Raw genomic sequence first — 21,641 nt, 5'->3', positions numbered from 1 at the left:
AAAGGAGAGAGACTTTGAATTTTCCCCCCTTCCCGCGACGAGTTGGGGGTTAGAGGGTTAGGTTTTTGGTGAACTTTTCCACATAATGTAAAAAGTCAGACGAGGGTTAGGGAATAAAAACTTAATATTTGCTTACGGTTGATTATTTTTACTTCAGAGCATTCAAAGCGAAACTCCAAATCCGTGATTAGTTAAGGAAAACTTGTCGCCATTTACATCTTGGAAATTTGTCAAGCAGATTTAGAGAGTGTTCATGTAACAATTTCGATACTCATAAGTTAAAGCCAGATTTCTGTTAAAATCGTATAAATTGTTACGGTTTTTTGGTAGTTTTGCTGAAAAAGGATGAATAATATGCATTTTTTGCATCAAAGCTAGCTAATGACCCACGCAGACCCCTTAATGAAGGGTATTTGAAACGATCGAAGGGATTTTGGATTGCCATAGATCGATCCTGAATGCAAAATTGAGTGGCAGATGTGAGCTAAAACTTAGATATTATTTCAGCAGCTATGAAACGTCGTGATTTTATTAATTGGGTAGGTTTGGGTGGGATAGCAAGTTCTCTACCTGTAGCGATCGCAGCTTGTTCTTCTCAAACAATTCCAGTATCTAAAGATTGGCAAACAATAGGAACCTCGGCAGCATTAGATAAAACAGGTCAATTGCTGGCTAAAAACTCACCTGCTGGGCCTGTGTTAGTAGTCGGCACATCTAAAGGTGCAAATCTGACAGCTGTTAACCCAACCTGCACTCACGCAGGTTGCACCGTAGGATGGAAAGCTGAGGCGAAAAAATTTGTCTGTCCTTGTCATGGTTCAGAATTTGGAATTGACGGTAAGGTGCAAAAAGGCCCAGCGACAGAAGCGCTTAAAACTTACGCCGCCAAGATTGAGAGTAATTCAGTTTTAGTCAAGCCAAGTTAAACAATACAATTCAGAGTGTCGTGAGTAATATCAACCAGCTTTTGGTGCAAGCCCAGACAGCATACGAAGCAGCTGATTGGTCATCACTAATTAAATATTTACAACAATTAATTTTAGAGACAGATTCCGAACATCCAGAGGTAGTTAAAAATCGAGAATATCTGCTGACATTAACGCTTTTAATGTTAGAGATGGGAGATTTTCAGCAACGCTGGGAAATCACCAAGATGTTAACTCGCTTAGGGAATATTGCCATCCCACCACTGATTGAGATATTAAAAGATGAAGATGCAGAGGAAGAATTGCGCTGGTATGCAGCACGGACTTTAGGCGAATTTCAGCACCCAGAAGCCATTGCGCCCTTAGTGGAATTATTGAAAATCGATGAGGATGAAGAACTCAAAGCGATCGCAGTTACAGCACTGGGACAAATGGGCACTGTTGCGATCGCTGCCCTCTCTGAACTTCTATTAGATGAAGATAGCCGACTTTTAGCAGTGCGATCGCTTTGTTGTATTCGGCAACCAGCAACCATCACACCTCTGTTGAGAGTAGTACAAGATCCACAAGCAGCAATCCGCACCGCCGCAATTGAAGCCCTCAGCAGCTTTCATGACGAACGCGTACCACCAATCTTGTTAAACGCTTTGGATGATATCGCCGCCACAGTTAGGCGTGCAGCAGTTCTTGGTTTAGGTTTTCGCCCCGACTTACGCCAAGCACTAGATTTTGTGACAAGACTGCAACCCAAGCTTTACGACTTTAATATTGATGTTTGTTGTGCAGCCGCAGTTTCCCTTTCTCGGATGGGTTGCGATGATGCAGCCAAATATTTATTTGATTTGCTGATTTCACCTCAGACACCGATAAAGCTGCAATTAGAAACCATCCGCGCTTTAAGTTGGGTGGAGACGTTGCACAGTTTGGAATATTTACAAACAGCATTCAACCAAATCACATCCGAGACACTTTGGCAAGAAATTGTCACAGTTTTGGGGCGAGTGCAAAAACCGGAGTTAACTACACCAACCGCAGAAATCTTACTGCAAATACTGCGATTGCAACATCCAGCCACAGAGATTGCCAGTGTCAATTGTGCGATCGCTTTATCTTTAGGACAGTTAGGCGAAATGCAAGCTATTGAACCATTGATTTCGCTGCTAGCCGATCCTAATCCATCAGTGAGACTACACGCGATCGCAGCACTGAAAAATTTGGATGGGGAAGCCACACATCAAAAATTGCAGCAGTTAGCAAATAACACTGCACTCACACCAGATTTGCAACAAGGAATAGCGATCGCTTTGGCTGAGTGGTAAATTTTTTCTAATCGGCCGCATAATGTGATGAATTAAAATTCTTATCTAAAAATTCATATTATTTCAGCAGAAAATAGTCAATTCTTTTTTAGCGATATTTTCCGAAAAAATCTGTGCAAAGCGGATAATTGACCATTAAGGCAGTCAAACCTATTTTACACAAATATAAATCAGAGTCAAAGACCTGTAACAAACCCTACCAAATTGCGAACAAAAAACCGCTAACTTAATAAAACCTATAAATGTAATTCAGGCTACATAAAAATGCGCCTAGAGCAGTTGCAAGCCTTTCTAGCGATCGCCCAAACCGGCAGCTTTCAACAAGCAGCGCGAACATGTGGTGTTACCCAATCGACGATTAGTCGCCAAATCCAGGCATTGGAAGCAGATTTGGGTGTAGAACTATTTCACAGAACAACTCATGCAAAGTTGACGCTAGGAGGTGAATGTTTGCTACCCCGCGTCCGCAAAATTTGCCAAGAATGGCAGACAGCTACACAGGAATTAGCCGATTTAATCGCCGGAAAGCAGCCAGAACTTTGCATTGCCGTAATTCACTCGCTGTGCGGATCTTATCTGCCACCAGTGTTGCAAAAATTTTGTCATGATTATCCAAATGTGCAATTGCGGGTGACTTCATTGGGAAGCGATCGCGCCCTCAAAGTTCTCAAAGATGGATTGGTGGATTTAGCAATTGTGATGAATAATCGCTTCTTAACCACTGGTAGAGAAATGGTGGTAGAAGTACTTTATGATGAACCGATAGAAGTTCTAACCGCAGCCAATCATCCACTAGCCCAATATGAATACGTCCCTTGGTCGGAGCTAATTCGTTATCCTCAAGTGGTTTTTAAAGATGGTTATGGGATGCAGCGCTTAATACAAGATAGATTTGAGCGAATGGAAGCTACACTCCAGGCAGCTTTAGAGGTAAATACCCTAGATGCCTTCCGAGGAGTGGTACGCCAAGGAGAACTGATAGCTTTACTACCTCAATCAGCATTATTAGAAGCTCGTCTTGACCCGACGCTGGCGATTCGTTCCTTAGCTAGCAATAATACTAGTGGTTTCGCAGATGGTTCCAGTTTGACCCGTCGGGTAGTTATGGTCACAACTCAAGATCGGCTGCAAATTCCCCCTATCAAGCACTTTTGGCAACTCGTGCGCGAAAATATTCCATTACAAATCGATCGGCAGCGATCGGCTTCTTAAGTCAGTAAACCAAAGGCGTTGCATATTTGCGGGATGATTTTGCTAGTTTTGTGGGATGGGCATCTTGCCCGTCCCTTGTATTTCAGGGAGGGCGAGACGCCCACCCTACAAGAATCATCCCTTGATTCAGCAACGCCGAAAAGGATTGTGGCTTATTCAGAAAGTACTGCCTAAGTTCTCTTTTAAGCAAAGTCTGTCAAGTGCGTAACTTTCTGCATGAATGCTACTAAAACCCTGACTAGGACTGTAGAACCCACACAGAAACAGAACCAGCATTGCATCGAAAATCAGCCCAGCCCTCATCATTCGTTGTGATGGGTTCGCTGAAATGTTCAGTGATATCAATGTAAGTGCTGTTGGGTTGCCCAACTTCCATCCACTTAGTCCCTTCTCCCCCATTACTTAGAACAACCGCCATACCGCCAGGATGTTCTTCATCTCCTAAGCGTGTCCAGCCGATTGTATTAGCGTGGTCGAAGTAATCGTATTGGTCGCCATAGGCATAGGTTTGACGAGCGTGCAAAAATTTATCAATTATCCATTGATGACTATCGAGCCAAATCTCGTACTCATTGCCATCTGGGCCTTTATCCTTGTAATTAGCACCATAGTAATCAGCATAGAAGATACAGGGATAACCTTCACTTCGCAGTAGAATCAACGCATAAGCCAACGGTTTGAACCAGCTTTCTACTACAGACTCCAACGACTGCAAGGGTTGAGAATCATGATTGTCTACTAAGGTAACGGCTAAAGCAGGTTGCTGTTGCACCAAGGTATTATCAAATATCTGCCGCATGTCGTAGTCATTGCTTTGTTTGCTGGCAGCACTAAAGTTATAGTGCAATGGCGCATCAAACAACATGACATTGCCATCGGTGACGTTAATGAAATGGTGGAGCGCTTCAACTTCATAAGACCAATATTCACCAACGGCAAACAGATCGCGACCTGCCTTTTGGCGACAGTGAATCAGCCATTCTGGGAAAAAGCCAGCTCTAACGTGTTTAACGGCATCAAAACGAAAGCCATCTATATCAGTGGTTTCTACAAACCACTCACCCCAGCGATTCAACTCCTCGCGCACTTCTGGACTCTCCATATCCAGATCGCATCCCATGAGATAGTCGAAAGCGCCTTTTTCCAGGTCAACGTTATCGTCAAAATGTTTATCTTTGAACAGATAAACAGCGTTTTCACCTTCGTTGTAAACGTTGTAATCAACTGCATCGAAGTGCCACCAGTGCCACTCCATATCGGAGTATTTGCCCTGGCGACCTGGAAAGGTAAAGTGAGTCCACACTTTAATTGTTTGCATCTCACCGATGGGCTGGGTGCGATCGTCTGGACTATAGGGCGTTGCTTCCACCTCTTCTTCTTTGTCTGCACCTAACTTGTGGTTAAGGACAACATCAGCATATACTCGAATGCCAGCAGCTTTTGCCGCCTTGACAGCAGCGATATATTCGTCTTTTGTGCCGTACTTTGTCCGAACCGAGCCTTTCTGGTCAAACTCGCCTAGATCGTACATATCGTACACCCCGTAGCCGACATCATAGCCACCCCCTGTTCCTTTATAAGCTGGGGGTAGCCAAACAGATGTAACACCTGCATCAGCTAAGTCTTTAACTTTCTCTTTAAACTCATTCCAAAGATTTCCATCTGGAGGGATATACCAATGGAAGTACTGCATCATTACACCATTCAGTTGAGCCATCTGTATCCCTCTAGTAAAATTTACGATAAATTGTGATTCTCGACACAAAGACTATACATTAAGTTTTATTTTTAGTGTCTAAATAGAAACAAAAATCTATTGAGGAACTGCGATCAACTTATATTGTTTTCTTGTGTGGATGATAGTTCTTCAGTTAGGTTTTTCTGGAGTGCTTCCAATACCGCGATCGGGTCAGCTGGTTCCTGCATCAATTGGGCTTCAGAATCATGCCGATTTACCACATTAGGCAAATCGGTACGTAGTTCTTCTAATAGAGCAATAATCTTAGCAATTTTTTGCTCGGAGAGCAGGTTAAGCTGTAGCATTAATTGCGCCCGCTGTTCGGCAAAGTTTTCTTGGCGAGTTTGTCGCACCAATACTCCGGTTGAAATCACCAATGCAGCTGCGTCTAAGCCTTGATCTGACCAGCTAAATGAGGGCAGATTGAATGGCAAAAAGCGATCGAAAGAACTGCTAAAAATCCAGATAGCCAGTATGACTAGCAAACTATAGAGAAATATCGATCGCCCAAAGAATGTAGCGATCGCTTCTAGTATTCGTTGGTGGGCGGGAATATCTCGAACTTCTTGGGTATGAAGCGAAGTAATCGCTTCAATATTTCTTGTAATTGGGTCTGGTAATGGAGCCGTGAAAACTTGATTTCGAGAAGCTTTGAAATTGAGTTTGTTAGCACGTTTGAAGTGTTTGTTAGCTGTGTCCTCTGCGTTGTCCGTCATACAGCAACCCCTGAATCTAGATGTTACTCGATTATTGCTTATCTTCTGAAGAATTAATTATACAGGAGGTAGTATATAGGACTTGAAACTACGTAAACTGGATTACCGTAGGTGTAGTCTGCCCAAGGCATCGCTCTTTAGCAGGACTTACGCAACTGGTTGCCTGTTGCGTAAGTCCTGTTTAGGAAAAACTTTTTGATTTACTTTATAAGTGTCATTAGTTATTAATTATTTTCAGAAAGGACAAATGAGCAATATATTTAGGGAATTACTGCAAAAAGTAGGCAGCGGAAATCACACAGGAGAGAATTTAACTCGCGCCCAAGCAGCCACTGCTACTAAAATGATGCTGCTGGGTGAAGCTACACCAGCCCAAATTGGAGCGTTTTTGATTGCTCATCGAATCAAGCGTCCCACAGGGGAAGAGTTAGCGGGAATGTTGGATGCTTATGATGAACTGGGGCCAAAACTGCAACCTATCGTCTCTCGGCGACCAGCGATCGCTCTTGGCATCCCTTATGATGGCAGAACACGCACAGCACCAATTAGTCCGGTAACAGCTTTACTACTCGCCGCAGTTGGACAACCAGCGATCATGCACGGTGGCGATCGCCTCCCAACCAAGTATGGATTACCCCTAATAGATATTTGGCAGGGTTTAGGAGTCGATTGGACTAAACTACCACTAGCAAAAACCCAGCAAGTGTTTGAGCAAACGGGAATTGGTTTTATTTATCTACCTCAGCATTTTCCCTTAACTAACAGGATTTGGGAGTACCGCGACCAACTCGGCAAACGTCCGCCTTTGGCGACAATGGAGCTAATTTGGTGTCCTTATGCCGGGGATGCTCATGTGATTGCTGGGTTTGTTCATCCGCCAACAGAAGGGATGTTTCAGACAGCTCTGGGACTGCGGGGAGTAACGAAATTTACATTAGTGAAAGGATTGGAAGGTAGTTGCGACTTACCGCGCGATCGCACTGCGATTATCAGCTTATCTTCATCCGTAGCATCCCAAGAGGTAGAACGATTGCACCTCGTACCGCGCGATTACGGCTTTACTACCAAGAACGTACCCCTTGGAACTACTGAAGAACTGGTGGCGGATATGCAGAAGGTTTTGGCAGGTGAACCAGGCGAACTCATGCAAACAGCTTTGTGGAATGGCGGATTTTACTTATGGCGGAGTGGTATTTGTCCAGATATGCCAAAGGGTTTAGCTAAGGCAGAAGAATTATTAACTAATGGTGTAGTCGCAGCTAAACTCCAAGAACTCAGCCAGTTAGTCAATTCGCTGTCAGCAGCATTTGTGCCAGTGTAAATAATTAAGTTAGAAACAGAGTGTCAATATACAGCAGTTTTCATTTGCATGAAGTACAAAACTACCGGTTTTGAGGCAAAAGGCAGGAGGTAGAAACTCTTTATATCTGATGCGTAAGTCCTGCATTTTGTACCTTACTTAAAAAGCAAACTGCTGTAACTCCTAATTAATTACGAATTACGAATTAAAAATTACGAATTATTTGGTCAGCGACTCCTCCAAAATAGATTTTTGTTGCAACCAATCCTGGCCCACTTGGATACTGATATCCGAGCCAAGGTTGCCAGTACTTTCCACACGCACTTCGCCAAATCCCAAAGTGTTGCGAATTGATTCGGCACTGTCACCATCTCCTTGTTGGGCGACAATGTGAGTCACATCTAAAGGTTCACCCCATGCCTTAGCTACATAGATGTTGCGATATCCAGATTTTTCTAAGGCTCTAATCAATGGTTGTAGGTTAGAGCGATCGCCACCTGTACTATCTTGAATTGCAACACGTAAAGAGCGCGGGTCAGTCGCAGTCGCCAGTTGTTCCTGTTCTGACTCCAAACCAAAGTGTTGAGTCATCAGTTTAGCAATAGCATTTTTGCTGGGCAACCAATAGCTAGCATCAAACTCGCCTTTCTCGCTAAAGCGACCTGGCAGCATTAACATTTGCATATTAGAGCGATTTGTCCGCACCCCAAAACCCATTAGCGCCACTAACTCTTCAACCGTCAAGTTGGTATCGATGTGGTCTTTCACGACATCAAGAACTTTAGGTAATTGAGCAACAGTAGCTGGATTGAGTGTTTGATCCATCAAAGCACGCATGACCATTTGCTGCCGCTGAATCCGACCAATATCACCGAGTTCGTCATGGCGAAAACGCAGTAATTGTAGTGTCTGTTCGCCGTTAAGATGCTGCTTACCCGCCTTCAAATTAATGTACAAATGCTGAGAATCATCTTGGTACTTCATATCTTTGGGGACGTAGACAGTTACCCCACCCAAAGCATCGATCAGCTTGGCAACTCCCAAAACGTTAATTCGGACATAGCGATCGATTCCCGCCCCACCTAAGAGATTACTGACGGTTCTGGCAGTCAAAGCTGGCCCACCTTCAAGATTGGCGGAATTAATTTTTTTCATCCCATACCCTTCTATTTCTGTACGGGTATCTCTGGGAATGGAGAGCATAATTATTTTTTTCGTCTCTGGATCGAATTTGACCAAGAGCATCACATCGGAAAGACCATCAAAGGAGTTTACCTGGGGCAGGTATTTGAGGTTTTTGGTTTCTTCGGGAGGGTTTTGGATATCCGGGGGAAGTACGCTCATCCCCATAACCAACAGATTCACTGGGCGAGTTAATTCTGAAAATCGCAGCCCACCTCCAGAAATGCGATCGCTATCAAATACCGCCTCATCCTTGGGACTTAGCTGGGCTTGTTGCAAAGGTGTACTGGTCAAAGACACTGCCAATAGCGCCCCCGCAGTTGCTGACACCATCGCAATCCCACTCATCCCTACCCAAAACCACAGCCAACGTCCTGATTTCGAGTTCTGGGAAATTTTCTTAATGGACTTTGAGGCTTTTCCCGACTGGTTTTCTTCCGCCGAACTTCTTTGAATGGTCACAGACTTCCTCACACTTACTCACTAATCAAATTCGGTAATTTTGCAGACTAGAAACATGCAGACAAATCAACCCATAATAGCTAACTCTTAATTATCAGTGCTAACTTTTTTAATGTAGTGTCAACCACAACACTTATAGCAGCATTTATCTTACTTTAGGGATAACTTGGAGATGTTTTACTGAAGTATGGCAATAATAAACTGGATTTGACTAGATATATGAATAAATCAATCATATTTTTTTAGGAAACTAGTAAAAATACTGAGAAATAACCGCCCTAAAAAATTAAGATAAATACTTGCCAAACACTCGTTCGGCTATTGTACTAAACCCTGGTAAACGGCCTGATTTGCCCTGCATTAGTCGCAAAATCAACCAGACACTCACTAAAAAGTAACCCGATGTTAGAAAGCTATTTAGGATAAATAGACGTAGCGGAAAAAAATCTGAAGTTGCTGCTCCGGTAGCTAATAAAAGATATCCCAACAGCCAAGTAAGTGCCAAAGTAATAGACAGACGACTAATTGCAAGTTGTTCCCGACTACCCTGGCCCCGATAGAGAGTCCACAAAGATGGAAAAAAGCCGACGATCGGAACTAAATATAAAAACAACTGTGTTTTGGGCAAGGGGTATTGGGCATTGAAAAGAGGCAGAGGGGCGGAGTGCGGGGGGTAGAGAGGATCTTCTCCCGTGCTCCCAGCTCCGTGCTCCCTGCTCCGTGCTCCCTGCTCCCCAGTCTCTTTGTGTTCAAAATTTTCCATTGGGGTTAGTCTAACTCCTAAACTAGAAGGATGAATGAGATTCATATAGTTAGAGATAATAAGCTGTAAAGAAAGATTTCATTTAGTTCTATCCCGCAATCAGCTCAAAATGCAGACACGCAAGCTACTCGACTGGTGGCAAACATTCACACCAATAGCGCGAATCGGGGCGATCGCGTTATTCGTTCCGCTGCTAGTTCTTAATGGTTGGGCACTTTCGGTATTTTTCAATTATTTCCATTCTCTCATAGTCATTTTAGTCGGAGCCTCAGTGCTAGCATTTCTGCTCAACTACCCCGTGAGCTGGATGGAGCATCATGGTGCAAGGCGAGAGCAAGTTGCTATTTTAGTATTTCTCTTGGCTTTATCGATTTTATTGGCGTTGGGTGTTACACTTTTTCCGCTGGCCCTTACCCAAGCTCAACAGTTGGTGGCTCGTTTGCCAGAGTTGATTGACTCTGGACGCTCTCAGCTAATGATATTAAACGAAAAAGCTGAGACTTTTGGCTTACCGATAAACCTTGATGCTCTGGTAGTGCAAATTAACGATCGCGTCAAAGGACAATTGCAAGCGATCGCTGGACAAGTTTTAAATCTGGCGGTAGTTACAGTTACTAGTCTGCTAGATATTCTCTTGACGATGGTTTTGACTTTCTACCTTTTACAGCATGGAGGTGAACTCTGGCAAAGTTTAGTAGAATGGTTACCCTCTAAATTTCGCGAGCCTTTTTCCAAAACAGTCCGCCTGAGCTTCCAAAATTTCTTCATCACCCAGTTGATTTTATCGACTTGCATGGCATCAGCCCTGATTCCTACCTTTTTGTGGCTGAAAGTGCCATTTGGGCTGCTATTTGGCCTAACTATTGGCCTCATGGCTCTCGTCCCCTTTGGCGGCTCTGTAGGCATCGCTCTGACTACATTATTGGTAGCGCTGCAAGATTTTTCAATGGGTGTGAGAGTGTTGATAGCAGCGGTGATTGTCCAACAAATTCTCGAAAACTTAATTGCCCCTAGAATTTTAGGCAGTTTTACGGGTTTAAATCCAGTTTGGATTTTAATTTCAGTCTTGACAGGGGCAAGAATTGGCGGACTGTTGGGCGTAATTGTGGCAGTACCCACAGCTGTTGTGATTAAGACTACTTTAAGTGCCCTGCGTCTTGGAAGCTTAACCAGCGAGACAGACGACAGCGCCACTGGAGAAATAACTGTACCCGTTGCAGCAAATGAATCTCCAAAAACTGGCGCTAACAACACTTTGAATATTTCTGAAGCGACATTACCTTAAGGAGGCAGAACCTTCTGCCTGCTCATTGTGGCTCAATGATTGAACCCATAAATAAAAGACTTCCCGTCTGATTATCCCTAATAGCACAGAAGAAGGGACGATCGACAATCATTCGGAATGGTTCTGGTTCATCTCTGAAAGATGTTGTTACTATTCCCACTGAAGTAGCCGCAGCCGCTTCGGTGCCTTCTTCGTTCACTTCCACAAAAGTTTTATGCTTAACTTCGCTAATGGCAAAATTTTTCCCCATGCCAGAAAAATTAGCTTTGTTGCTGAAAGCCTCTCCCATGCCTAAAGTTTTCAAGGCATCATTGAGTGTAATATCATATTCTGTTTTGAAGCGGGGTAGGCGAATAAACCCTTTTTGTTTCTTGAACTGAGTCATCCATTTTTCCCAGTTCTCAACATTCAAGTTTTGATAGAAGGCTTTGAGGTTAGAGTTTTGTTTGGGCAGGAAGATATAAAAACTGACTTTACCATCTTTACCGTAAGGTAAACTAACTGCCTGAAATTGTTTGCTTTCATAGTATCTATAGTCACCATCCTGTGACATCATTGGGTGTTGTTTTCGTCTGCCAGATGTGAAGTAAAAAGGGTATTGAGCGGTTTGACTTTTATCAAATTCGTTACTCCAATTCCCTTTAAAATATATGGCATTAATCAGAAATAACACTTGATCGGGTTTAATTGTTTCAACTATTTTAGCAATTTTACCCTTGGTATTTTCTTTGACCCAGTTATTGATAATACTAGGTGCGGCGGCATCTTTAAAGTTTAAATTGCTGACCTTAGCTTGATAGAAATCTTGGGTTCTCTTGAGAAAGTCTGGCGCAAAGCTAACATCTTGATTTGCCCAAAGTGAGTTAGCAATGCTTAGTTGCACTTTCGCATCCTGATTGTCTAAAAGCTGCTTTAATGCCGCCGCGTAAGAAGAGTTGATTTCTGCCAGATTCATTCCCTGTAATTCCAGGGTTTTTGCCATTGCTTGTTGAGTCGAGCCGCTAGCGCCGTTGTAGGTCATCGCTAACGCGATCGCAACACTCGAAGGTGAGATAAAAACATTCTTCTCAGCTCGATCGTTTTTCAGAACTTCTGAAAACAGTTTGAAGCCAAACTTATTGCTAGACTCAACGATTTTTGTATCAGTGTTGAGTGTTTTTTTTTGCAATGGAGTTTCTGGCTGAGGTAAACTAGATTGGGCAAGGGCACTTTTATTACTATCGACTTGAGAACACCCTAATACACTGAATAAAACAACACTTGCAGCTGCCAGAGCATAACGTCTGCCTAGACTAACACCATAACGTCTTTGCAGGAAATTTTCTTTCGCATCACTAAATTTCTGCCGATTCATTCTGATACCTCACTTGCCAAAGATTCCCGATTTTGTGCTTAGAATTGACGCAGATACTATGTCAATGATTAACTATTGCATTTGCTCCAATAGAAAATGGGACTGTTACAGAAACTGTAACAGCAAGTTAGTAGCTCAGAGCAATTCAACACAACTTGTGAGGTTGCTAATTCCTAATTGAGGCGGCTATATAGACGAGTTATGAAAAATCTCGGTTTTTAGGAATTTTTTTATTTATAAAAGTATTGTAAACTACTTAATCACAAAATAACCACCGCTTTTGGTTTTTAAAGATAAAATCACGCTTCTTTGTTGCACGAAATACAGAAATTTAATTGGGACGCATGGTTATACGCCCCCGCAGTGAACTGTGGTTCAAATAAATAAACGCTGTAAGTTGATACCGATAAAAATTGTTTGTTTCTATTTCAATTGCTCGGCACACTCCACCAAGCTAAACTATAAGGTTGAGTGGCTTCATTGAGCTTTTGACGAAACTGGACGCGGATTTTGTAATTGCCAGTAGCAGCAACGGGGCAGAAAATATGTTCTACACTATCGATTTGACTGATTGAAGAGCAAACAGCACCAGCATCTGAATTTTGAGCATCAGCTTTTACTAAGTATAGGTCGAGATTATTCAAGCCGCGATCGCGAAAATTTTCGCCCACATCATATTGCTGGTTTTTATTTTTATCGTTGAGTTCTACCAATCGATCCCAACTCAAGGTAACAGCAACAAAACTCCCCTGCTTTAATGGTTTTGCTAATATATAGTCAACAGATGCTCCAACATCGACTGTGCGATAATCCCAACCAATAGCCGGCACCGCAGCTGATGGCTGCCATTGGCCAGCACTAAATTGTTGATAAGCGCGAAATACATTCAAATGACCCGCTCCCATTTGGGCATCCAAGGGAATTTTGGGATCTTTGTAAGCATCAGAATCTAGCCAGTTTTGATTTTGTTTATCAATTAGCGCTCGGCTCATTCCCAACCGCAAGCCATCGCCGCTATCTTGAATTTTGTCTGCTGAATTCAGCAATACAGCTTTCATGACTTGATGATGCCGAGCATCGATACTCCAGTGGGGTTGTTTTGTCCGCATCTGTCTGTCAGCAAATTCCTGCAACAGAGCAACACTAGCCGTAACTTGAGGCGCTGCAAAACTCGTACCTGTAACTTTGTTCAATTTGCCATCTGGATTGAGCAAAGGAATATTATTTCCAGGAGCAACTAAACTGATAGCGGGACGCCCATCAAGATTAAATTCCTTGCCAGCTAGCCTTCCGCTCACTCCTTGGTTAGCACCCGCCAGATTAGCCACGTCTACTTTGTTAAAAACTCCTCCTCGGCGGGATGAAAAAGCCACGTTCATTCCGTTAAAATTATCTGTAGGAATAGGAATACCGCCCTTACCTTGGTTGCCTGCGATCGCATACAAAACATCATGAACGCGACTAGACCAGTCAACACATAAAGTTAGTAAAGCATTGCCGTCTAAAGTAGCCTCTGGTCTAGGATCGCGGCTCAGAGGTTCGCCAAAGCTAAAGTTAATGGCACGGACATCGCCACTATTTTGTAGTGCTATGTGCTGGGCCGATAAACACTCTTCTGGCTGACCCATGTTTTTAGTAGAACCTACCGCAGACGAATACAGTCGCGCTCCCGGAGCAACCCCCGGCAAAGCTTTATCTTGACTCACCATGACACCAGCGACATTGTAGGCGTGGGGGTCAACACCAGTATTTGATTTAGCTGGGCCATTGCGTAAGAATACTGCTGCTAAAGTTATAGCGTGATTTTTAGACACCGCCTTATCCCACCCAAACATTCCCGGCCGGCCAATTTCCACTTGACCAATAGCAATCTTCCGACCGATTAAATTATAAGGAGGTTGGTGTAGTTTCAGAGCGTCAATGCCATTAGTTCCTAGTGCAGATTCTAAAGCTGAAGCAATTACCGGTGCACTCAGACAAGAAGCACTTAATCCCCAAATAATCCAGGTTAGTTTTTTAGTCATTATTGATTAGTCATTAATCATTCAATTTTAAATTTTGAATTTGGGATTGAAGGAAAAATCTAAAATCCAAAATTAGCAGAGTTAGGAGCTATTATTCTCCCCGACTCCCCATCTGCCCAAAAAAGCCGGGATCAAAGTTATGAGTCTTGTTCAATGTTTTGTTACAATGCGTACAGACGAGGACGCTTAAAAACCCACTAGCCATGACCCAAAACCTATCTCAAAAGCCCATTGTAATTTCTCCATCTATCCTATCAGCCGATTTTAGTCGTCTGGGTGACGAAATTCGCGCCGTAGACGCAGCTGGAGCGGATTGGATTCATGTTGATGTCATGGACGGTCGTTTTGTACCTAATATTACGATAGGCCCTCTGATTGTGGAGGCGATTCGTCCGATTACGACCAAGCCACTGGATGTCCACTTGATGATTGTGGAGCCAGAAAAATATGTAGAGGGATTTGCTAAGGCGGGTGCTGATATTATCTCCGTACACTGCGAGCATAATGCTTCCCCACACCTGCACCGCACCTTGGGGCAAATTAAAGAGCTTGGTAAGAAAGCTGGAGTTGTACTTAATCCTGGTAGCCCTCTAGAGCTAATTGAATACGTTCTAGATTTGTGCGATTTAGTACTAATTATGAGCGTCAACCCTGGTTTTGGTGGTCAAAGCTTTATCCCTGGTGTATTACCCAAAATCCGCAAGCTGCGTCAAATGTGTGACGAACGCGGTCTTGACCCTTGGATTGAAGTGGATGGAGGACTGAAGGCAAATAATACCTGGCAGGTTTTGGAAGCGGGAGCCAATGCAGTTGTCGCCGGTTCAGCTGTATTTAATACTAAGGATTATGCTGAGGCTATTACATCAATTCGCAACAGCAAGCGTCCTACCCCAGAATTAGCCAAAGTTTAATTCATTTTTGGATTAACTGTACTCTACAAAAAATAAGGTGGGTAATTTGCCCACCTTATTTTTATTTACACATAAAAAAACTGGAAGCTATTCAAGTTTTGAACTTCCAGTAGTTGCTATATAAATTGAAAGTTTAGAAAGCAGAGATAATCCAGGTTGGGAGGACTAGGATTACAATAGTCGAAAGAGAAGCGTATGAGCTACTAGTTCTAACAGCCACAACAACGAATTCACCGAAACTTTTCTATTTCCGTTCCTGGTATTGGTGTTAAGCGTTTGCTTTATTAACTAAAGCAACACCAACCACAGGATAAAAAGTTTTATAAGCATCACTCGCACCGTCTGCAGTCGGTGAAAGCTGTGTAAAATTTGGATTGGGAGAAGCTACCGCTCCAAATTCTCTTTGCTCAGACTTCCTCGAAAATAGAACCACCAGTAGCAACGGTTTTATCATTGGTCTTGGTGTAGGAGTTATTTACTCCATGAAATGCTGACTACTTTTGTAATCAGTTTGATTTATTTCATAGTCAGAACTAATCATCGATCTTATTTTTTAAAATTAACTTGCTTGCCGCCAATCACCTCTATTTAGTTTTAAGTTGTAGTTCTTATTAGTTTACCAATCTCATCAGTATATATTTGCCATTTTGGCAGATTTTTGAAAAAAATATTAAATTAATCAATGTTATATAAAACCTGCCATGCTAGAAATTTTAAATTAGCATAGCAGGCTCTCAGACACTCAATTAAGTCTAGCCCAGAATCTATTGATTCCAAATAGTTTTTAATTGAATCCACAGTTTTGCAAGGAAATATCTTGAGTTTTTTCTGTTTTTTGCTTTCCAGCTACTTCCAGATAAGCTAGGTCTTTAATTTTGCTTAAGCAGCTTGATGATACATTACTTTCAGATATTGAATCATTAGCATGTTTCAGCATTTTTAGATTTTCACTTTGCTGTTGGTTTGTTCTACTGGCTTTAGAGTTTTCTTTTAGCAATCGATTGTAAGTACGATATGGGATGTAATGGAGAGGATTATAACCAGCACATCGCAGCATTAAAACACATGCCCAAGAATACTTTCCAGCAAGAATTGCTTCAACTACTTTGTCAAATTGTTGAGCCTTTACTGTCTTATCTAAGTTACTACTAATGCCAGCAATGTCTTGATTCATCATAGTTTTAAGTTATCTGGGATGAAGTAAACTAGTTCAGTTTCTGCGATTGTTGGTGTTTCAATTGAAATTTACAAACTGCACTAGCCTTTTTGCAGCTGTTTAATTGCTTGTGGGCAATATTATTAATGGGAGTGAAAGTGAAATTTTTACCTTTTGTCTTGCCATATGACTGGTAGGACAAAAGTCTCATGTGGCTATTGGTAGATACAATTTTGTCCTCTTAAACTTTTCAACTCCTACATTCAATAAATTTTATCTGTTTATCTGCTTGTATTTCTTACTACTGTTGAATTAAGCATTTTCCGGGAATTTTGCAGATTTTTTTGGATAGAAGAGAAAATTTATTTATCTTTGGGCGTTAACAACGCTATTCGTATTTATACTATTTTTTGTCACTTATGTCATCTACTAAATTAGTAGATTGATAAGTAAAATTTACTGAATATATTTCGATACGTACTTGCGGATTGTGCAACTTTGAATTTTGTCCTAGTTACGGATTTGTGAGGGGTCTAACCCCTCACACAATATCAATTTAAACACTTTATTATTGTCGAGTATCTAAAAAAGATTACCATTAACTATGAGGTAAAGCAACTTAGAAAAATAGTAATATATAGAGGCTTGAAAAGCCCGATCGGTCATAGGTAGTGAAAATATTTTCAATTAGATAATGTTATTTATTAGCCTTGGATGCCTTGATTCACCAAGACTACAGCTTTAGCTTATCTAAATGAAAAAGCTGTAAACTGCTCATGAATATTTCACGATCGCCAGCCAGGAATCACAAATAGCCTAGTTTGAAAAGAGAATTAGTGGCTAGCAGTAATATATATAATTTTAATGATCGTCAACTGAGTTAAGCAAAAGACCCGTAACGGGATGTTTGCAACAAAAATATGTAGCAGGCTAAACCTGTATAAAAAGTTTAGATAATTAATTAATACAAAAACAGTTAATTAACAGAGAATGTTGCTAAGTTGATTCAGCAACAATTTGTATGTATATTAATATCTAACAGATTTCTACAGGTGAGATTACAGATGCCGTTGTCGTTGGGCTAAGTAGTAATAAAAACTATCAATTGCTATGAGTTATTGATTGGTGTCTTGCTTAACGAGGATACCTCGGTATAGAACAAGGATATAGCCGGATGGTGAAGGTAGTACCATCTCGATTAATTAGGGTTAAGTTCTGTTGAAATTGGCAACTAGTTGTTTCATCCCAAATCAGAATTGCTGGATTCTTAATCAGTGCGCGATCGATTGTTATAAACTAATATTTCGACCTATATAGCGACATCTACCCACGCATCACCAATATTTTCCAGATTAGGTATACGTTGTAACCACTGTCTGAGGTAAGAAATGTTAATCTCAGCGAGAAAACACGCACTTGCTGCGATCGCCCGATATGCTAAAAGTTTGCTTAACTGATAGCAACTGAGTTGAAGCTTCTCGTCCAATAGTTGCGTTAAACCCAAGTAGTCGCACTCGACCCTAGCAAACTAAGTACGCAAGATTGTTATTGTCTTCAGCTTCCCCATCTATACCGTAGATAGTTATGTCGTCGCCTAGTTGAAACTTGCAGCGAACCCAAACTTGGCTAAATTCCAATTTTAGGTTAGTATCTCCTACAACTATCTTCAAATTTTTGAGGATAGGCATTTTTAGAATGGGAGACTGCTGGTTACTTGTATATTTAACATCTCCCTGAACTCTTAATAACAAAGAGGAGTTCATGATTTCATTTTGGTTTTTTGGGAAATATTAGCAAGACTTATGCCTAAAGCTAGTAAGATTTGCATTTTTTGAAAGAGTAGTCTTGAATTCTCAATCCTTCAACTCTTACGATTACTGAAATTTTCCTTCACTTCCGGAAATACTCGGAAAATAAAATCACAAATCTAGACTCTGCTTTCTCAGATGAAGACAGGCTAAATTTGACAACGCACATTGTATATGTGGAATACGATCGTTTGTAAGGGTACACAGCTATGCACCCCTACGTGTGTTGCATCAAAACAAGAACCGCTTTGATGCTAATCAATTAATAACTAAGTAAATTCCCCAAATCGCCATTGCCCGTAAGTAAGTGCTAGCGCGGAAAGTACCAGCTGCGGTGATAGCTTCTGGTGTGCGAAATTGTAGACCATTGTCATAAATTTGCTGCACAACAGCTTGCGTCAACCTAAACGCTTCATCCTTCATTCCCATTTGCACAAGAAAAGCCGCCAGCCCAAAGTTTATTCCCGTCCAGACTTCCAGGGGATGAGTAGCTTTGGGGTTTTCTGGCGAACCATCAGGACGAACACCATTAGCCGCACCAAACTCACCATTGCAAAATTTTAAAAAGCAAGCATCATAAACAGTTTTCAGAGCACTCAGAGCGCGATCGCTCGGTACAATATCAGGTAAGTCCAGCAGACGAGCATAAAACTGTCCGCACAATTGATCTGCCATTACCACATCGGAACCGCTTTCACTATCCAGGCGGTAATATTGCCCATTCCAGAGTTTTTCTTGGTAAATAGGCAGAGATTGTTGTAACCAGGTTTCATAAGTGGATTTTTGCACCGCCAACTCTTCTGTGTTACCCATCTGGTAAGTTAATAAAATATCGCTGATTGCGATCGCAGCCTCCAACGCCGCTAACCACAACCCACCACAATAGGCGCTGACACCCTGCAACCGCCAATCATCAAAAGTTTGATCGGGTGCGCCGGAATTTTCCGGAATTCCATCGCCATCAAGGTCAAAAGTTTTCAGGTAGTCGAGAGTTTGAGCGATCGCATTCCAACAATCTGCTAAGAATTCTACATCGTCAGCACCCGTAAGCAGAAAATCACGGTATACTTGCAAGACAAAATCACTACCTAAATCTTTCCACAAGTTGCAGTCTTGATAGCTGGTGTAGTTGGTTTTCTCCCAGACATGTTCGTTCGGTGCGCCTAAATCGTGGGGTGTTGCGCCAGCGACTTTGCGAACTGCAATCGGGCTTTCTGCCTTAATTGTCATGTAATAGCCAATTATTCGGGGAGTATCATCACCTTGAGGAATCGCCCGTGCGAATGCCCGCATCACCGACTTTTCCAGTTCTGGAAACAGCATCAGTAGGGCAAAAGAGCCATACAGCCGCACATCGAGACTTTCATACCAACGGTAATCTAAGCACTCCAGCACCGCAAACTGACCGATGGGGTCAAGTTCTGATGCTGCACTCCAAAGAGTACCACCGCTGGTGAGATCGTAAAGCTCATTAAATAGAGCCATCTTAAACCAGTTGGGTAAATCTTCCCGGTCGAGAATCGGTTTTTGCCAACTTTGAATTTGCGATCGCCAGGTTTGGTATTCTTGTAGGGCAGTAGATGCGATCGCCCAAGCATTGTTGCCGCTTTTACCAAAGAAGTCTGAATATCTCCGGTAGTAGTTAACTCCAGCAGCAAATTCTGTAATTGGCAAATCCCAAGCGACGACAAAGGGGATTTCGAGAGTTTCGCCTGGTTGGAGAGTAAAACGAAGTGCCATCGCAGCCCCTAATTGTGTACTCTCTGTTGCTGGAGTCGTATCAAGATAATTAGGCAAAGAACCATCCTTAGCAAAGCTTTGCCACACCTCCTCACCCGTTCCTTCAGGATTCCATCGGCTGTGGTGAAATACTTCCACCTGGGGATGCTTCACCGTCGCAATACACCAAGTTCCATCACCTTCCTGCAAAGGTCGATCGCTACCAACCCGACCGAAAATACAGCCAAACTGTTGTGTATTTTCAACTATCTGGTTATAGTTTCCTTGACTTTCGCCCCAGCGTGGTTGGTATTCGTAAACCGGACTACCATCATCGCGCACCTGAACTTGAGGAGATTTGAGGGCGTTTGTAAACCAGCCCACCATATTTTGCCAAGTCAGCATGATGCCCAGAGTAATAGGTGCATCTGTGGAGTTATGAGCATTCCAGAGGAATACCGCCACAGGGTAGCTAGTTTCTTGGTAATTACCTGCCCAAATTGGGGAAAACTGCTCGCAAGTCAATTGTGCTTGAAATACATTTTCATATACAAACCAGCTACGCGGGTATAACGCGTGATAATTGCCCGTCTCCTCTGTACTGGTAAGTGTCGGATACCACTGCCAAGCCTTGAGAGTGCCATTATCGGGCGCTTGCGTACACAACGCGTAGGTTTGTGAAGATACACCATTAGACTCAAAGACACTGAATTGACAGGCAGGGACGTTTTTGAAGGTATGCTCGCCACCGTCAATGTGCCACAGGTTAAAATCTCCCCGTGAAGAACGACCGATGCAACCTGCACCAAAGCCGCCTAAAGGCATACCATGCCAAGGGCCATCATCAATATTGCTTGCGTACCGGACGGTATAAGGTTTGTCCCAGCCTAAACCGATGGGACGGTTCCAAGTACAAGAGGGAATTGTCTCTGAAAGTTGATTTGTCATCGCCTAATGTTACAGCGTACAGTTACGTCAATGAAGACTAGCGCGATGTGTGATTTTTCTCAAGTCGTTTGTCTGTAACTATTAGCAGCCCAGGAAGTGGAAAAAATATACAGCAGTTTTATTTTGTATGAAGTGCAAAGTTACGGGCTTTGAGGAAAGATAGGGCAGCGGTAGCGAGTCCGCGTTCGCTTTTAGCGTCTCGTAGAGAGGGTCGGCAGGAGTTAGAAACTGTTTATGTCTGATTTTAATTCCTGCATTTCGTATCTTACTTACTTGCAAACTGCTGTATATAGTAATCCTATTTGAGTTTTGAAAATTCAAGTTTATTGAAAGTTTACCAAATAAAGTTTTAGTTACAAGTATACTTAGCAAATCTTAAGTGGCATTACTTCATTAAAGTTTAATTTATTTATTTATTATACTTGACTTTCGATAAAGTATTGATGAACATAACATCCAATACAGTGTTATCACTTAAAATATCCCAATAGCTTTTAACTGTTATTGTTTTGATTCTACAGATGGCGAGGATATAACTTTCTTAATTATGGGAAGTGAGGCGCGATCGCTTACCTTGAGAACTCGGTACTTCAAACTCCAAACAGTAATATTCAATATCCAAGTGTGAATCATAGTGAATAAAAAGCAAATGCTTACCCCTTGAATTCAAAACTTCACGTTCAAAAGGTGAATTTTGGTAAGCAAAAGGCAGTAGTTAAGTAATTACTAGTAGAAAAAGAGGTATAGAGATTGTCCCATTCTTTAAGATTTTACTAAGGCTTTACTAAGACTTTAATATTGCGCTAATCCGCCTGCTA

Annotated in this window: 18 protein-coding genes; 6 read left to right on the top strand and 12 right to left on the bottom strand. The window is 42.2% G+C overall.

What is annotated here, in order from left to right; translation table 11 throughout:
• Window positions 1-512 precede the first annotated feature (512 nt).
• The 3 genes from V7L01_RS29875 (at window position 513) to V7L01_RS29865 (ending at window position 3,457) form a co-directional block, all read left to right on the top strand.
• Window positions 513-926, top strand: a complete 414-nt coding sequence (locus tag V7L01_RS29875; RefSeq protein ID WP_335041374.1) for a QcrA and Rieske domain-containing protein — start codon at window positions 513-515, stop codon at window positions 924-926.
• A 20-nt stretch (window positions 927-946) separates the two neighbouring features.
• A complete protein-coding gene (locus V7L01_RS29870; protein WP_335041373.1) occupies window positions 947-2,245 on the top strand; it encodes a HEAT repeat domain-containing protein in 1,299 nt (432 codons plus the stop codon).
• Window positions 2,246-2,509: 264 nt separating this feature from the next.
• Window positions 2,510-3,457: a LysR family transcriptional regulator gene (locus tag V7L01_RS29865; RefSeq protein ID WP_335041372.1), complete on the top strand. Its 948-nt coding sequence runs from the start codon at window positions 2,510-2,512 to the stop codon at window positions 3,455-3,457.
• 238 nt (window positions 3,458-3,695) lie between these two features.
• Here V7L01_RS29865 and V7L01_RS29860 read toward each other — a convergent pair whose 3' ends face one another.
• The gene (locus V7L01_RS29860) at window positions 3,696-5,174 is read right to left on the bottom strand and encodes an alpha-amylase (RefSeq protein ID WP_335041371.1); all 1,479 of its coding nucleotides are present in this window, start codon (window positions 5,172-5,174) and stop codon (window positions 3,696-3,698) included.
• 113 nt (window positions 5,175-5,287) lie between these two features.
• Window positions 5,288-5,911 carry a DUF1003 domain-containing protein gene (locus tag V7L01_RS29855; RefSeq protein ID WP_335041370.1) on the bottom strand — a complete coding sequence of 208 codons (624 nt, stop codon included), beginning with the start codon at window positions 5,909-5,911 and terminating at the stop codon, window positions 5,288-5,290.
• Window positions 5,912-6,158: 247 nt separating this feature from the next.
• Here V7L01_RS29855 and V7L01_RS29850 point away from each other — a divergent pair, with 247 nt between their 5' ends.
• Window positions 6,159-7,232: an anthranilate phosphoribosyltransferase family protein gene (locus tag V7L01_RS29850; protein WP_335041369.1), complete on the top strand. Its 1,074-nt coding sequence runs from the start codon at window positions 6,159-6,161 to the stop codon at window positions 7,230-7,232.
• Window positions 7,233-7,430: 198 nt separating this feature from the next.
• Here V7L01_RS29850 and V7L01_RS29845 read toward each other — a convergent pair whose 3' ends face one another.
• Together V7L01_RS29845 and V7L01_RS29840 are read right to left on the bottom strand one after the other, a co-directional pair.
• Entirely contained in the window at window positions 7,431-8,855 is a 1,425-nt protein-coding gene (locus tag V7L01_RS29845) for an LCP family protein (RefSeq protein WP_335041368.1), read from the bottom strand.
• A 286-nt stretch (window positions 8,856-9,141) separates the two neighbouring features.
• A complete protein-coding gene (locus tag V7L01_RS29840) occupies window positions 9,142-9,483 on the bottom strand; it encodes a hypothetical protein (protein WP_442937039.1) in 342 nt (113 codons plus the stop codon).
• A 244-nt stretch (window positions 9,484-9,727) separates the two neighbouring features.
• Here V7L01_RS29840 and V7L01_RS29835 point away from each other — a divergent pair, with 244 nt between their 5' ends.
• Window positions 9,728-10,903, top strand: coding sequence for an AI-2E family transporter (locus V7L01_RS29835; RefSeq protein WP_335041367.1), 1,176 nt, complete (start codon window positions 9,728-9,730; stop codon window positions 10,901-10,903).
• 22 nt (window positions 10,904-10,925) lie between these two features.
• Here V7L01_RS29835 and V7L01_RS29830 read toward each other — a convergent pair whose 3' ends face one another.
• Together V7L01_RS29830 and V7L01_RS29825 are read right to left on the bottom strand one after the other, a co-directional pair.
• Window positions 10,926-12,257, bottom strand: a complete 1,332-nt coding sequence (locus V7L01_RS29830) for a serpin family protein (RefSeq protein ID WP_335041366.1) — start codon at window positions 12,255-12,257, stop codon at window positions 10,926-10,928.
• Window positions 12,258-12,685: 428 nt separating this feature from the next.
• Complete coding sequence (locus V7L01_RS29825) at window positions 12,686-14,281, bottom strand: S8 family serine peptidase (protein WP_335041365.1); 1,596 nt, start codon at window positions 14,279-14,281, stop codon at window positions 12,686-12,688.
• 203 nt (window positions 14,282-14,484) lie between these two features.
• Here V7L01_RS29825 and rpe point away from each other — a divergent pair, with 203 nt between their 5' ends.
• Window positions 14,485-15,192, top strand: coding sequence for a ribulose-phosphate 3-epimerase (rpe, locus tag V7L01_RS29820; protein WP_335041363.1), 708 nt, complete (start codon window positions 14,485-14,487; stop codon window positions 15,190-15,192).
• Window positions 15,193-15,460: 268 nt separating this feature from the next.
• Here the strand turns inward: rpe and V7L01_RS29815 are convergent, their stop codons facing one another.
• The 6 genes from V7L01_RS29815 to V7L01_RS29790 all read right to left on the bottom strand — a co-directional run bounded on the left by V7L01_RS29815 (window position 15,461) and on the right by V7L01_RS29790 (window position 21,456).
• Entirely contained in the window at window positions 15,461-15,646 is a 186-nt protein-coding gene (locus V7L01_RS29815; RefSeq protein ID WP_335041361.1) for a hypothetical protein, read from the bottom strand.
• A gap of 330 nt (window positions 15,647-15,976) precedes the next feature.
• A complete protein-coding gene (locus V7L01_RS29810; RefSeq protein ID WP_335041572.1) occupies window positions 15,977-16,366 on the bottom strand; it encodes a HetP family heterocyst commitment protein in 390 nt (129 codons plus the stop codon).
• 1,291 nt (window positions 16,367-17,657) lie between these two features.
• The gene (locus V7L01_RS29805) at window positions 17,658-17,834 is read right to left on the bottom strand and encodes a hypothetical protein (RefSeq protein ID WP_335041359.1); all 177 of its coding nucleotides are present in this window, start codon (window positions 17,832-17,834) and stop codon (window positions 17,658-17,660) included.
• Window positions 17,835-17,868: 34 nt separating this feature from the next.
• On the bottom strand, window positions 17,869-18,111 hold the full coding sequence (locus tag V7L01_RS29800; protein ID WP_335041357.1) for a hypothetical protein: 243 nt from the start codon (window positions 18,109-18,111) through the stop codon (window positions 17,869-17,871).
• 303 nt (window positions 18,112-18,414) lie between these two features.
• A complete protein-coding gene (locus tag V7L01_RS29795) occupies window positions 18,415-20,823 on the bottom strand; it encodes a GH116 family glycosyl hydrolase (protein WP_335041355.1) in 2,409 nt (802 codons plus the stop codon).
• 501 nt (window positions 20,824-21,324) lie between these two features.
• Window positions 21,325-21,456: a hypothetical protein gene (locus V7L01_RS29790; RefSeq protein ID WP_335041353.1), complete on the bottom strand. Its 132-nt coding sequence runs from the start codon at window positions 21,454-21,456 to the stop codon at window positions 21,325-21,327.
• Between the last annotated feature and the right edge of the window lie 185 nt (window positions 21,457-21,641).

The organism is Nostoc sp. (assembly GCF_036917095.1).
Taxonomy (GTDB): domain Bacteria; phylum Cyanobacteriota; class Cyanobacteriia; order Cyanobacteriales; family Nostocaceae; genus Nostoc.
The sequence above is the reverse complement of the archived record's forward strand: the minus strand, read 5'-3'. Positions and strand labels throughout refer to the sequence as shown.